Annotated in this window: 11 protein-coding genes; 5 read left to right on the top strand and 6 right to left on the bottom strand. The window is 60.0% G+C overall.

Translation table 11 applies throughout. From position 1 onward, the window contains the following. Window positions 1–243: 243 nt before the first annotated feature. Window positions 244–516, bottom strand: a complete 273-nt coding sequence (locus PG5_RS26365) for a DUF1652 domain-containing protein (RefSeq protein ID WP_033043601.1) — start codon at window positions 514–516, stop codon at window positions 244–246. 260 nt (window positions 517–776) lie between these two features. Here PG5_RS26365 and PG5_RS26360 point away from each other — a divergent pair, with 260 nt between their 5' ends. Beyond that, complete coding sequence (locus PG5_RS26360; protein ID WP_020800119.1) at window positions 777–1,592, top strand: nuclear transport factor 2 family protein; 816 nt, start codon at window positions 777–779, stop codon at window positions 1,590–1,592. Between the two features lie 50 nt (window positions 1,593–1,642). Continuing rightward, window positions 1,643–3,049, top strand: a complete 1,407-nt coding sequence (locus PG5_RS26355; protein ID WP_020800118.1) for an FAD-binding oxidoreductase — start codon at window positions 1,643–1,645, stop codon at window positions 3,047–3,049. 26 nt (window positions 3,050–3,075) lie between these two features. Here PG5_RS26355 and PG5_RS26350 read toward each other — a convergent pair whose 3' ends face one another. Both PG5_RS26350 and PG5_RS26345 read right to left on the bottom strand, forming a co-directional pair. Continuing rightward, window positions 3,076–3,735 (bottom strand): MliC family protein, encoded by a 660-nt coding sequence (locus PG5_RS26350; RefSeq protein WP_020800117.1) that lies wholly within the window; start codon window positions 3,733–3,735, stop codon window positions 3,076–3,078. Between the two features lie 96 nt (window positions 3,736–3,831). Continuing rightward, on the bottom strand, window positions 3,832–4,056 hold the full coding sequence (locus tag PG5_RS26345) for a YgdI/YgdR family lipoprotein (RefSeq protein WP_020800116.1): 225 nt from the start codon (window positions 4,054–4,056) through the stop codon (window positions 3,832–3,834). Between the two features lie 210 nt (window positions 4,057–4,266). Here PG5_RS26345 and PG5_RS26340 point away from each other — a divergent pair, with 210 nt between their 5' ends. Genes PG5_RS26340 through PG5_RS26330 form a run of 3 tightly spaced genes read left to right on the top strand, consistent with a single transcriptional unit; the run spans window position 4,267 to window position 10,143 of the window. Beyond that, complete coding sequence (locus PG5_RS26340; protein WP_020800115.1) at window positions 4,267–5,919, top strand: VRR-NUC domain-containing protein; 1,653 nt, start codon at window positions 4,267–4,269, stop codon at window positions 5,917–5,919. Continuing rightward, window positions 5,916–8,228, top strand: coding sequence for an ATP-dependent DNA helicase (locus PG5_RS26335; protein WP_020800114.1), 2,313 nt, complete (start codon window positions 5,916–5,918; stop codon window positions 8,226–8,228). The genes PG5_RS26340 and PG5_RS26335 overlap by 4 nt, the downstream gene beginning before the upstream one ends. A gap of 7 nt (window positions 8,229–8,235) precedes the next feature. Beyond that, complete coding sequence (locus tag PG5_RS26330; protein WP_020800113.1) at window positions 8,236–10,143, top strand: PAS domain-containing sensor histidine kinase; 1,908 nt, start codon at window positions 8,236–8,238, stop codon at window positions 10,141–10,143. Between the two features lie 147 nt (window positions 10,144–10,290). On the opposite strand, the gene PG5_RS26325 is transcribed toward PG5_RS26330, so the two are convergent. From PG5_RS26325 to PG5_RS26315, 3 genes are all read right to left on the bottom strand, one after another. Next, window positions 10,291–10,767 (bottom strand): hemerythrin domain-containing protein, encoded by a 477-nt coding sequence (locus PG5_RS26325; RefSeq protein WP_020800112.1) that lies wholly within the window; start codon window positions 10,765–10,767, stop codon window positions 10,291–10,293. Between the two features lie 203 nt (window positions 10,768–10,970). After that, a complete protein-coding gene (locus PG5_RS26320; protein WP_020800111.1) occupies window positions 10,971–12,320 on the bottom strand; it encodes a sodium:proton antiporter in 1,350 nt (449 codons plus the stop codon). 127 nt (window positions 12,321–12,447) lie between these two features. Next, the gene (locus PG5_RS26315) at window positions 12,448–13,305 is read right to left on the bottom strand and encodes an SDR family oxidoreductase (protein ID WP_033044554.1); all 858 of its coding nucleotides are present in this window, start codon (window positions 13,303–13,305) and stop codon (window positions 12,448–12,450) included. Window positions 13,306–13,602: the final 297 nt, after the last annotated feature.

Below are 13,602 nucleotides of genomic sequence, written 5' to 3'. Positions count from 1 at the left end.
GAATGCCGCCAGGGACGCTCCGCGTTCCACTGACGACGCATGACATGAGCCGTGCGCAATGGTGACGCGGAGCATCACAGGATGCATTCCCACGCAGAGCGTGGGAACGATCAATCAGGTACAGCCGGCAAGTCGGATCGCCACACCGCTGGCTACAAGGTGTACGCGTCCCCTCTACATCCTTGATCCCGTAAAAAACACAAAGCCCACAATATCGTGGGCTTTTGGATGGAAGTCCGGCCGTCAGGCATAACTCCTGAGGGCCACCGGAGGAATGAACGCTTCGAGCTCATCCTCCACGGCTTCGATTATTCGTTCGACGTCGGCGGCGTTCATCACCGTCGAGCAGGGGATACCGGCGATGGCGATCATGGTCTCGCCACTGGCTCGATCAAACAAACGGGCGATCATGCTGCCCGGGGCGTCCATGCTGGCCTCGAAACCCATGGGATGGAAATGCCAGCGCATCAGCTGGCAGGCGTTTGGAAAAGTGACCTTGCTGAACCCTTTATTCATGTGTTGCCCGCCTTCTTCATCGAGCGCTTCCATTAGCTCAGGTTAGGTGGGAGGAGCCTTCATTGGCTCAACCATTGACAGACTTTAAAAGTAGCAGTTGCATGTGAAAAAAATGTGTATTTTTCAGGTCGTTTGGCAATTGCTGCGCTTTTTTTGATGCAGGTCACGTGCGTGATCGTTTGCGCAATGGCCCGCCCGCATTTGCAATTGAAGGTGCGGGCCGATTTGGGCAAGCTCGGTACTTTTTGACGAGACCTTTCATGTACGCCGAGGATGATGGCCCGCTGCAAACCCAGGCCACGGGCGAGACGGTCATGCTTTACCACTTGCGCTGGAAACACCGCGATCTGGACGGGGTCATGGCGTTGTATCACCCCGATGTCCGATACAGTGATTTCTTCCAGAACCGGGTGATGGGGCTGGCCCAGTTGCGTGACTATGTGCAAAGCAGCATGCCCCGTGAGCCGGATGAGGCGCTGGAGCACTCGGACCGCATCCGCTTGGACGGCAACACTGCTTTCATCCAGTACCGCATCACTTTGCGTGGTGGTGAGGGGCTGGTGTCGTTTCGCGCCAGTGAAGCAATCACCGTGAAGGACGGGCTGATCTGGCGGGTCAACGAATATGCTTCGCTGGTCCATGAACAGCCCTGCGGCGAAAACACCGGCAGCCAGCGCCCGGCGGTCAGTCGACTGGGACTGTCGGTGCGGCAGTTGAGCTTCATGGCCGACAACCTGCAGCAGTACTTTCAACGCCAGCAGCCTTATCTCGACCCGCGGCTCGACCTGCAAAGGGTGGCACAGGAGTGTGGCTACAGTCGCAACCAGATTTCCTATCTTCTTAACCAGGTGCTGGGGCAGAGCTTCTATCGCTACGTCAACCAGGCCCGCCTGCAGCACCTGCTCAATGCGCTGGACAGTGCCATGCCCGCGGTGCGTATCGACGCCTTGGCGTTTGCCGCCGGGTTCAATTCACTGTCGGCGTTCTATAGCTGTTTCCGCCAGCACACCGGCCTGTCGCCCAAGGCCTACGTCAGGCAAATGTCCTTGCGTGCACGCGCGCAAGACAGCGCCTGAGCCCGTGCACTAGGATCAACGCCATCGAAGTCTGAGTGGCGGAGTCTTGAATGCCGGCGTGGCGCACTATCAGTTTGTGGATGGACCAACTCGACGAGCCTTTGCTGGCGCGTGCGGCGCTGGAACAGGATCTGGATGTCGATGTCGCGATTATCGGCGCGGGGTACACCGGGCTCTGGACCGCCTACTACCTGAAGCGACAGGCTCCTGGCCTGAATATTGTCATCATAGAAGCGCAAACAGCCGGTTTCGGTGCCTCGGGGCGTAACGGCGGGTGGTTGATGGGCAATCTGCTGGGCGAAGACCGGCTGCTCGCTTCGTTGTCACCCGAGCAACGTCGTGCCTCTTACGATTTGCTCCACGACATCCCTGATGAGGTGAAACGCGTCATCGAACGTGAAGGCATCGATTGCGATTATCGTAAAGGCGGCGCCCTCTATTGTGCCGCTCGCTACCCCGAGCAGGAGGCCACACTGCGCCAGTACCTGGACAAACTGTACGGCCAGGGTCTCAACGAAAACGACTACCGCTGGCTGAGCCCGGAGCAGATGGCGCAGCAAATTTGCCTGGCCAAGCCTTATGGCGCTATTTATGCGCCACATGTCGCGACCCTCCATCCGGCCAAGCTGGTCCGGGGACTGGCACGCGCGGTCGAGCGCATGGGCGTGCGGATCTACGAGAACAGCCCGGTGAATCATTGGCAGTCCGGCAGCCTTCGCACTGCCCAGGCGACGGTGCGCAGCCGCTGGGTGGTACCGGCTGTCGAAGGCTATTCGGTGACCTTGCCGCCCTTGGGACGTTATCAGTTGCCGGTGCAAAGCCTGATCGTGGCCACCGAACCGCTGTCGGCCGCCACCTGGGACGAGATTGGGCTGAGTCATGGCCAGGCCTTCAGCGAAAACAGTCGCCAGGTGACCTATGGCCAACGGACGGCAGATAACCGACTGATCTTTGGCGCGCGCGGGGGCTATCAGTTTGCCGGCAAGCTGCGCCATGACTTTGACCTGACGCGTAGCGAAATCGAGTTGCGGCGCTATCTGTTCGGCGAACTGTTTCCACAGCTTCGCAATGTGCAGATCACCCACGGCTGGGGCGGCAACCTGGGCATGTCACGGCACTTCAAGCCCCATATGCTCTGTGACCAGGCCAGCGGTATTGCCCTGTCCGGCGGTTATGGTGGGGAGGGGGTCGGTGCCAGCAACCTGGGTGGCAGGACCCTTGCCGACCTGATCCTGCAACGCGACACCGAGCGGGTTCGCCAACCGTGGGTAATTGCCCAGGGCGGACTTCACGCGCTCAAGGCCTGGGAGCCCGAACCTTGGCGCTGGCTCGGCTACAACGCGATCATTCGCAGCTTCGTCCACGAAGACCAGACTCTGGCCAACCCGACCAGCGCGCCATGGCGGCGCAGGCTCGCCAGCGGGGTCGCGGGGTTCATGGAAGGCTTGATGCACTGAACAGTGTTGCCTTCGATGATCCGTGATCAACTCACAGGTTCAACCGTGCACCTCATTTCACCTGCGCCCGGCATCCGCAACAGGGCATCGTTGCCGTTTTGCCAGAAGCTTTGGCTGCCCCTGTTGTCCTTGCCCTGGTACAGGGCTCCGGACGAACTCGGCACCTGTTCCAGCGTGGTCGAGGTATTGGCCCATTTCAGGTAAACCACTGCCGGTTCGACAGTGAAGAACGTGGCGGCCACCAGCGCGCCAAGCCCGGTGCAGCGAAAGGCCTGCGGGCCTTCAGTGAGCCTGCTGGGGTCCTTGGTCCTGGCAATGGCCGAGCCTTGGCGCAGTTGGTGCGCACGCTCGGCATAGTGGCTCACCGTGCATGCCTTGGGATCGGCTTCGGTCGCGCATTGATCGCGGGCGAGCAGCCAGAAGCGCTGGTCGATCTCGACTTTGTCGGGTCGCGGCACCGAATGCTCATCGGTGAGCGCCAGGCGATACAGGCGCGTCAGCTCGATATCCATCTGCGCCAGTCGAGCGTCGCGACAGATAAGCTTTTCAACGGCCCCCCGGGCCGCGGCGCAGTCGAAGCTGGTATTGAAGGATCGAGCAGGTGTCGCGGCATTTGCACAAAGACTCATTGAAAACCAAGCGGCGACCGCGAGGAGGGGAGTCAGAAGTGGCGTGACCATTTTCATTTCGACACCATCATTCGGTCGCACTGGGTCTAACGCAGTGTAAGGCAGTGCTCGAAACCTGCCACACAGGGGGCGCAGGCAACACGATTCGCGGGCTCAGTCTTCCTGGCGAATCGTAGCCACGTCATCGGCCTTGACTTTGACCTTGGCTCCGGAAATATCCTCGAACTCGAAGAAACCGTCCTTGGTCTTGGTTTTTGGCATGTCCTTGGTCAGATACTGGGTGCCGTTCTGCAGGGTGACCACCGTGGGCGTCGAGCAGCCGGCCAGGGCGATGAAGGCCGCTACCGCCATGGGAAACGCCAGAGTCTTGATGTTCATAATCACCTCTCATTGTTAAAAAAAACCAGTGTGGCTGTCGCAAGCGAATGCCGTTCCTTGGCGGTTGGTGCGATGCAACAGCAGAAAGTTCTATGCCCAAGGCAAAAATCCCTTAAAGCGCCTCCGCTTATCCTTTTCCATTTGCATGGGGTAGGGCGTTGCTGGTATCTGTATGCATAACCAGTGCTTGTTAATCGTGGCTCCTTTCCCGTGACTGCAAATCCTCTCGACGACCCGTTCTACTACCTCAACAACTTCATGCAAGTGCTTGATTGGCTTGAGCAACGTTATGCCGACGTGTTGAGCGTCGAAGAGCACCGCTTTATTCATGACTTCAATGGTTTGCCCCGCGAGGCCCGGGCGCTACTGGTCAGGCTGGTCATGCGCAAAGGCATGCATTTTCGCGCCAGCAAATTGCATTACGTCGAGATCGGCGATATCGCCAGCGCAGCCCGGCCGTTGCTCGAATTGGGCTGGCTCGACGAGCACCAGCCGTTGTCGGTCGAGGCGTTATTTGAAGTGTCGCTCAAGGCGGAAATTCTTCAATGCCTGGGCAACGCCATTACTCAACCCAAAGGTAAAAAGACCGACTGGCTACCGGCTCTGTGCGAGCAGTTTCCCCACGCGCAGTCCTTCAACGATTGGTGTCCGGCGCTGGATGACCGTTTGTTCAGCCTGACCATCATGGGCCTGTGCGATCGCCTGCGCTTGATGTTTTTTGGCAATCTTTACCAGGATTGGTCTGAATTCGTCTTGGCGGACCTTGGGGTCTTCACCTATGAAAAAGTCGAGTTTTGCGCCGATTCCCGAGGCTTGCGCAGCCGCGAGGACGTCGATGCCTGCCTGTTCCTTTACCAGTGCCAGCAGCTTTTCGAGGCCGGTGAGTCGGTGGCCGCCATTGTCACTCAGATCAACGGCCTGGCACTGGGCAATCCCTGGCTGCAGAGGCGTCGTGACAAGCTCTTATTCCAGATGGGCCAGGCGTGCGAGCGCGCCGGTGATTTCTGCGCCGCGTTGACCCTGTACCGGGACTGCGTGTATCCCGGCGCGCGCTTGCGCATGATCCGTGTGCTGGAACGCTGCGGTGAGTACCCACTGGCCCTTGACCTGGCGTGCCAGGCCGAACAAGCACCGCAAAACGCCGCGGAACAGCAACACCTGCTGCGTGTCCTGCCCAGGTTGCGTCGCAAGCTGGGCGGGCCGGCGGTCAAGCGTCAAGCCCCACGACAGATGGAACGCCTGGAGCTGCAACTGATCAGGACCGACCCGATGTTGTCAGTGGAGGACTACGTGCAGGCGCACCTGGGCGAAGACTCGGCACCGGTTCATTACGTCGAAAACAGCCTGGTCAACTCGCTGTTCGGGTTGCTGTGCTGGCCGGCGATATTCGCCCCGCTGCCGGGGGCGTTTTTCCATCCGTTCCAACGTGGTCCGGTGGACCTGCTGAGCGAAGACTTCCATAGCCGCCGGGCCGAATTGTTCCAGGCCTGCCTCGACGAACTCGACGACGGTCGATACCTTGAGACCATCCGCCTGCGCTATGCCCAAAAGTGGGGTGTGCAGTCGCCATTCGTGTTCTGGGGCGCACTCAACGAGCCGTTGCTGGAGCAGGCGCTGGACTGCTTGCCCGCCGAACACCTCAAGCACTGGTTCAACCGGTTGTTACTGGACATCAAGGCCAATCGGGCGGGCATGCCCGACCTGATCCAGTTCTGGCCGCAGGAAAAAACCTACCGCATGATCGAAGTCAAGGGGCCCGGGGATCGCCTGCAGGATAACCAGCTGCGCTGGCTGGAGTTCTGTCATGAGCACCGGATGCCGATTGCCGTGTGTTATGTGCAATGGGCGGAGCAGGGCGCTTGAGCTACAGCATCGCGGTGCGGGCGTTATGTGAGTTCACCGCCAAGGTCGGGGACCTCGACTTGCGCTTCACTCCCTCGCCGACCGCCCTGGAAGGCATCGTCGGGCACCGTACGGTAGCGTCACGGCGCAGTGACGACTACCAGAGTGAAGTCGCCCTCGAAGGTGCGTATCAGGGCCTGACGGTCAAGGGCAGGGCGGATGGCTATGATCCCTCGCAAAATTGCCTCGAAGAGGTCAAGACCTACCGTGGTGACTTGAGCAAGCAACCGGCCAACCACCGGCAACTGCATTGGGCACAGGCCAAGGTCTATGGCTGGCTGATGTGCCGCAAACTCAACCTGGCGCAGATCAACCTGGCGCTGGTGTATTTCGATATCGTCAGCGAAAGGGAAACTTGTCTGCTCGAGGCGTTCAGCGCCGCCGAGCTCGGGCAGTTCTTCGAACACCATTGCGGCCTGTTCCTGCACTGGGCCGAACAGGAAACGGCCCATCGCCAAAGGCGTGACCTTGCGGCACGACAGCTGGCGTTTCCCCATGCCGAGTTTCGCCCCGGGCAGCGTCACCTCGCCGAATCGGTGTTCAAGGCCGTCAGCACCGGGTGTTGCCTGATGGCCCAGGCACCCACGGGGATTGGCAAGACCATCGGCACCCTGTTCCCGCTGCTCAAGGCCCTGGCGCCGCAGCAACTGGACAAGCTGTACTTTCTCACGGCGAAAACCCCGGGACGCAAGCTGGCCCTGGACGCCGCGCAGGTGATCCTCGACTGCAGCGATGCACCGCCTTTGCGGATTCTGGAAATGATCGCCCGGGACAAGGCCTGTGAACACCCGGACAAGGCCTGTCACGGTGAATCCTGTCCGTTGGCCCAGGGCTTCTACGATCGATTGCCGGCGGCACGCCAGGCCGCCAGCGAGCTGGGCCTGTTGAACCAGAGCGCATTGCGCCAGGTCGCTTTGGAGCATGAGGTGTGCCCGTATTACCTGAGCCAGGAAATGGCGCGCTGGGCCGATGTGGTCGTTGCCGATTACAACTATTACTTCGATTTCAGTGCGCTGCTGTTCGGCCTGGCCCAGGCCAACAACTGGAAAGTCGCGGTGCTGGTCGACGAAGCCCACAACCTGGTGGAACGTGGTCGTCAGATGTACAGCGCGAGCCTCGACCAATCGACCCTCGACGGCGTTCGGAAAATCGCTCCCGAGGTGTTGAAAAAAAGCCTGCAGCGAGTCAACCGCGAATGGAACGCCTTGCATAACCAGCAGTCTGCTGCTTATCAGGCCTATGACAAGCCACCGGAAAAACTGCTCCAGGCCTTGTCGTCGTGCAGCGCCAGCATCGGCGATTACCTTAACGATCATCCGCAGGGACTGGACAGTGCATTGCAAAGCTTTTACTTCGAGGTACTGCAGTTCTGTCGGGTGGCCGAACTTTTTGACCAGCAGTACCTGTTCGACATCAGCAAACGCGACCTCGACCGCAAGCGCAACCTCTCGCAACTGTGTCTGCGCAACGTGGTGCCCGCGGGCTTCATCGGGCCGCGCCTGAGCGCTGCCCGCAGCACCGCCCTGTTCTCGGCGACCCTCAGCCCTCGCCACTATTACGCCGACTTGCTGGGTACGCCGGCGAATACCGTGTGCATCGACGTCGAGTCGCCTTTTCATGCCGATCAGCTACATGTACAGATCATCAACCAGATCTCCACGCGTTTCGTTCATCGCCAGGCATCCCTGGCGCCGATCGTCGAACTGATCGCCCGGCAGTTCATGCGGCGCCCCGGCAATTACCTGGCGTTCTTCAGCAGTTTCGATTACCTGCAGCAAGTGGCGCAGTTGCTCGCCGAGCGTTATCCCGGGATCAATCTATGGTCACAGTCACGGGGCATGGCGGAGGCGCAACGCCAGGCGTTCCTCGACCGGTTCACCGCCGAAGGCCAGGGCGTGGGCTTTGCGGTGTTGGGCGGGGCGTTTGGCGAAGGCATCGATTTGCCGGGTGCACGCTTGATTGGCGCGTTCATCGCCACCCTGGGGTTGGCGCAGCTCAACCCGGTCAACGAGCAACTCAAGCAGCGCATGGCGGCCATGTTCGGTGCGGGCTACGACTACACCTACCTGTATCCCGGCGTGCAAAAAGTGGTGCAGGCCGCTGGCAGAGTGATTCGTACACAGCAGGACCGAGGCGTGGTGATGTTGATCGATGACCGGTTTGGCGACAACAAGGTCAGGCAACTGCTGCCGCGCTGGTGGTCAATTGCTTCGGCGGCTGTTCAAATGGACGGTTTATCGCATACTGCTGAGTTACAGCACCCGATGTGAGGGATCAATGAGCGAAGATCGAATCCAGGCCAGGGTCATTGAGGACAGGCGCTTGCGCCTGCTGATCGATGCGGTGGTTGACTACGCGATCTACATGATTGACCCCGATGGCATCATTACCAGCTGGAACGCAGGGGCCCGGCGGTTCAAGGGCTATGAGGAGGCCGAGATTCTCGGCCAGCATTTTTCGCGCTTCTACACCGATGAAGATCGTCGTGCCGGCTTGCCTCAGCGGGCGCTGGACACGGCCATTCGCGAGGGCCGATTCGAAGGTGAAGGCTGGCGTGTGCGCAAGGACGGCACGCATTTCTGGTCCCACGTGGTGATCGATCCGATTTACGACCCGTCGGGCACGCTGCTGGGATTTGCCAAGATTACCCGTGACCTGACCGACCGCAAGATGGCCGAAGAGACCCTCAAGCAAAGCGAGCAACAGTTTCGCTTACTGGTGCAAAGCGTCACGGACTACGCCATCTACATGCTGGCCCCGGATGGTCGCGTGACCAACTGGAACCTGGGAGCCCAACGGATCAAGGGCTATTTGCCCGAAGAAGTTATTGGCCAGCACTTTTCGATGTTCTACACCCCTGAAGACAAGGCGAGCGGCTTACCCGGCCGGGCATTGGAGATTGCCACGCGTGAGGGGCGCTTCGAGAACAAGGGATGGCGAGTGCGCAAGGACGGCACAAGGTTCCTGGCTCACGTCGTGGTTGACCCGATCTGGGGAGACACCGGTACGTTGCTAGGCTTTGCCAAGATCACCCGCGACATCACCGAAGCGACCCAGGCGCAGCAGGCACTTGAACAAACCCGCGAAGCGCTGTTCCAGGCGCAAAAGATGCAAGCCATCGGCCAGCTCAGTGGGGGGATTGCCCACGACTTCAATAATCTGCTCACAGTCATTCTTGGCAATCTGGAAATCGTGCGCAAACGCCTGGCGGACGACCCGAAAATCGTCCGGTTGCTCGACAACGCCACCCAGGGTGCATTGCGCGGCGTGTCCTTGACCCAGCGCATGCTGGCTTTTGCCAGGAAGCAAGAGCTCAAATCCGAACCTGTGGAACTTCCCGCCCTGGTGCAGGGCATCAGCGGACTGCTGCGCAGTTCCCTGGGACCGTCGGTGGCACTGGAAACCCGTTTTCCAGAGCGGATTGAGCCGGTCCTGGCCGATATCAACCAGCTCGAATTGGCGATGCTGAACCTGGCCACCAACGCCCGCGATGCTATGCCCGACGGCGGAAAAATCGTCATCAGCGCCCGCGTTGAAACTATCTCTGATCCGTTACGGGCGGGGCGTTATGTGTGCCTGAGCATCACCGACACCGGCGACGGGATGGATGAAGCAACGCTGGCCTCGGCAATGGATCCGTTCTTCACCACCAAAGGGCTGGGCAAGGGGACTGGACTGGGGCTGTCGATGGTCCATGGCTTCATCGAACAACTGGGCGGTCGATTCATTCTCAAGAGTCAGAAAAACCAGGGCACGACTGCAGAACTGTGGTTGCCCGTGGCCTCGGAAGACTCGATAGCGGCCCCCCTTGCCGAGGAGCCGGCAACGCCGGAAGTCCCTCGCTTGCGCATCCTGGTGGTGGACGACGACAGCCTGGTGTTGACCAGCACTTGCCTGTTGCTGGAAGACCTCGGTCACCAGGTGATCACCGCAACGTCGGGCGCTCAGGGACTGGAGGTGTTCGAAAACAATATGGGCATCGATCTCGTCATTACCGATATGGCGATGCCTCAGATGAGTGGCGCGCAATTGGCGCAAGCCATCCGCGAGCGCAACCCCGACATGCCGATCATCCTGGCCACTGGATATGCCGAGCGCCTGGAAGGGTTTGCAGCCAGGTTGCCGCGCTTGTCCAAGCCGTTTACCCAGTTGAACCTGGTGGAAATTATCGCCTCAGCCATGTAGGAGCGAGCATGTCGAATCGTTGCACCGTCGCGATGGTCGTCAACGATGACGCTGGTCACCTGACACCCCTCGGAGCTCTCAAGTTCATCGCGAGCATGCTCGCTCCTACAGGTTTTTCACTCGCCGTCGTTATTGTGCACCTGGATCTCAGGCCGCCATATGCGAGGCGTCGAGTTCCTTTTTCAGGCGGGCCTTGAGGGTCTCCATTTTTGCCCCCAGTTCATCCAGCGTCGCTTTACCCAGCAGCTTCCTGGCTTGGGGAAACATCGTGGTCTCTTCCTCTTCAATGTGGTGTTCGAGCAGTTCCTTGACCACCTTGACGCGACCGGCGAACTCGGGCGTGGATGGGTCGGTGACTTTCAGGTCCGGCAGCACCAGGGAATCCACCGTACGGTGTTCTTCCTTGGCTTCGTAATACATGATGTCCTGCTCCTTGCCACCGGCTTCCTTGTACGCCGGGTACAGGACGTCTTCTTCAAGACGGGTATGAATCGAAATTTCCATTTCCAGCTTTGCAAGCAGATCGGCGCGTTTTTTCAGGCCGCGCTCGGTGGACTCACTCAGTTGGCTGAGGATGCCTTTTACGCGTTCATGGTCGGCTTTCAACAGGTCTATGGCATTCATGGTCGGGTTTCTCCAGATTGAGGGCAGCTCGCACGGTTAATTCCGCAGGACACTCATCGTTGTGGAGCATTTGTCGTGCCGCTTTGATGTCTCAGGTAAACGCCTGAAATTCAATGGGTTACAAGCGCTAATGGCCATTAGGGGTCATGCAGGCTGCATGAAGCCGGGATTTGGCTCATGCACTTCGCCACAGCCGTGAGCGATCAAGCAGATGGGGGCTTTTGCCGCTCATAGTGGGCGAGAAGCGGCTGGGTGCTGATGCCGTGAATCAGAATGCTCAGTGCGACCACCGAGAGCGTGAGGTCGGTGCACAAGGTGGCCATCGTCGGTGCGAGGTTGTGATTCAAGGCGTAGAACAGGTAGTAAAAACTACCGATGCCGCGAATCCCGAACCAGCCGATCAACAGCCGTTGCTTGCCGTCAAGCAACGTTCCCCAAGGCACCAGCGCGACAATCAGCGGCCGGATCACGCAGAACAGTACCAACGCAACCGCCAGCGCGCGCCAGTCCCAGTGACCCACCAGCACGACCCCGAGCAACGTCACCAGGAACACCTCCATGGCCCGTTCGACCAGGCTGCCAAAGGACAGCATGTCGCCGATCATGATCCCGGCCGCCACCTGCGCTTCCTCCAGGTTCGCCACATCGCCATGCACGGCGGCATCGGGCTCGACGTTCTGATGACCGACCACCGGCTGCACCAGATGCTCGGCGGGCGTCTGGGAGTGCCCCATCGACTTGACCTCGGCCCGACGCAACCCCAGGCCCGCCGCGAACACCGACAGGAAACCGTAGCCATGGACCGACTCTGCCGCGACGTACGCCAGGGCGATAAGGGCAAAGGTCAGGTAGTCGTTGGGGGACAGAGTGCTGTCTGCATTTCTGATGCGCATGGACAATGTGAGGCGCCCGATCACGCGCCCCATGCCATAGCCGACCAGCAAGCCCGCAGGCACCGCCCATAGCAGGCGCTTGAGCGCCCAGTCATCGAGCCAGGCGGTGGATGCGCCGCTGCCTTGCTCGATAAACAGCAAGCCCAGGATCACAAAGGGAAATGCAATGCCATCGTTGAGGCCGGCCTCACCGGACAGGCCGAAGCGCACCGCGTCGACGTCCTTGGCATCGTTGACCTGTACCAGCGAGGCCAGTACCGGGTCGGTGGGCGCCAGGATCGCGCCGATCAGCAGCGACGGTCCCCATGGCAAGGCGAAGGCATAATGCAGCAACAGGCAAACACCGATAATGGTCAGGACCATGACTGGCCCGGCCAGCCCGAAAGCTACACGCCACCTTCGGTCCCTCAGGGGCAGGCGCAGCTTGAGGCCACAGACGAACAACGAAAAGAGCACCGCGACTTCCGTCAGGTGCTCCATCCAGAACGCCGCGTCCTTGATGTCCAGCCTCAGCCAGCCCAGCCCCGCCGGCCCGATGACCACCCCCAACGCCAGGCACACGGCCGAGGTGGTCACCGGCATCCAGCGCAGATAGGACGAGGTCAGTGCCAGCGTCAGCAGCACGGCACCCAGCACCGCAACCCAGGCAATGAAACTCATGGCCCGTGTTTGACGAAAGGTGCGGACATGACGACCTCCAGATATGGAAAGGCCCGTCACCCAGGGCCCGTGAACTGTTGAGCATTGAAACAGTGGCCCGGTTCCATTTTTCAGGGGCATCGCGTTATCACAGGATCGGCTTGCCCCCGGTCACCCCAAAACGCTGGCCGGTGATGTAGCTGCCTTCGTCCGAGGCCAGTAGCACATAGATCGGCGCCACTTCCACCGGCTGGCCCGGACGGCCAAGCGGGGTGTTGGCGCCGAAGTTCTGTACCGTTTCCTCTGGCATGGTCGAGACGATCAGCGGCGTCCAGATCGGTCCCGGCGCCACGCTGTTGACCCGGATATTCTTCGGTCCGAGCATTTGCGCCAGGCCGGCGGTGAAGTTGGCGATCGCGCCCTTGGTCGTGGCATACGCCAGCAGGGTGGGGTTGGGCATGTCGGAGTTGACCGAGCTGGTGTTGATAATCGAACTGCCGGGCTGCATGTGCTTGAGGGCCGCCTGGCAGATCCTGAAAATGGCGGTGATGTTGACGTCGAAGGTCATCACCCATTCTTCGTCAGGAATGTCCTCTAGGTTTTCGTGGGTCATCTGGAACGCCGCGTTGTTGACCAGGATGTCGATGCGGCCGAAGCGCTCGACCGTTTTCTCCACCAATGCCCGGCAATGCACCTTGTGCGCCAGGTCGCCGGGCAGCAGCAGGCATTGGCGGCCAGCCTGTTCAACCCAGCGCGCGGTTTCCTGCGCATCTTCCTGCTCATCAAGATACGCCACGGCCACGTCGGCACCTTCACGGGCGAAGGCAATGGCTACCGCGCGGCCTATGCCGCTATCGCCCCCGGTAATCAGGGCAATCTTGCCGGTCAGTCGACCCGAACCCTTGTAGCTCTGCTCGCCGCAATCGGGGTACGGGTCCATTTTGCGTTGGGAGCCGGGGACGGGTTGGTGTTGTTTGGGGAAGGGTGGTTTTGGGTAGTCGTTCATCATTGATCTCCGGGTTAAAGGTTGGGCGGTCAAAGGGTTGACCTTGGCCTTTTGGGTGGAGTTCGGTTGGATGAAGAACCATTGGAATCGTTGTTTGTTGATAGAGTACTTATTCGTTGCTGCGGTAACGGCCGCTTAGGGTTTCGCTTTTACTGTAGGAGCCAGGCTTGCCGGCGAAGGCGTCCTGGCGGCCAATGGGGGGGGGGGACTGAGTACATATCCATTCCTGCGGTAACGGCCACTTAGGGTTTCGCTTTTACAGCGAGTCACTTGGAAGAGCCCCAAGTAACCAAGGGC

It is taken from the genome of Pseudomonas sp. G5(2012), assembly GCF_000408945.1.
Taxonomy (GTDB): Bacteria; Pseudomonadota; Gammaproteobacteria; order Pseudomonadales; family Pseudomonadaceae; genus Aquipseudomonas; species Aquipseudomonas umsongensis.
Note: the sequence above shows the minus strand (reverse complement) of the source record. Positions and strands in the feature narration are given on the sequence as shown.

Excerpts from the sequence above, each read along its gene's own strand:
- PG5_RS26365 (WP_033043601.1), bottom strand. The coding sequence starts at position 516 with ATGAATAAAGGGTTCAGCAAGGTCACTTTTCCAAACGCCTGCCAGCTG.
- PG5_RS26360 (WP_020800119.1), top strand. The coding sequence starts at position 777 with ATGTACGCCGAGGATGATGGCCCGCTGCAAACCCAGGCCACGGGCGAG.
- PG5_RS26355 (WP_020800118.1), top strand. The coding sequence starts at position 1,643 with ATGCCGGCGTGGCGCACTATCAGTTTGTGGATGGACCAACTCGACGAG.
- PG5_RS26350 (WP_020800117.1), bottom strand. The coding sequence starts at position 3,735 with ATGAAAATGGTCACGCCACTTCTGACTCCCCTCCTCGCGGTCGCCGCT.
- PG5_RS26345 (WP_020800116.1), bottom strand. The coding sequence starts at position 4,056 with ATGAACATCAAGACTCTGGCGTTTCCCATGGCGGTAGCGGCCTTCATC.
- PG5_RS26330 (WP_020800113.1), top strand. The coding sequence starts at position 8,236 with ATGAGCGAAGATCGAATCCAGGCCAGGGTCATTGAGGACAGGCGCTTG.
- PG5_RS26325 (WP_020800112.1), bottom strand. The coding sequence starts at position 10,767 with ATGAATGCCATAGACCTGTTGAAAGCCGACCATGAACGCGTAAAAGGC.
- PG5_RS26320 (WP_020800111.1), bottom strand. The coding sequence starts at position 12,320 with ATGAGTTTCATTGCCTGGGTTGCGGTGCTGGGTGCCGTGCTGCTGACG.
- PG5_RS26315 (WP_033044554.1), bottom strand. The coding sequence starts at position 13,305 with ATGAACGACTACCCAAAACCACCCTTCCCCAAACAACACCAACCCGTC.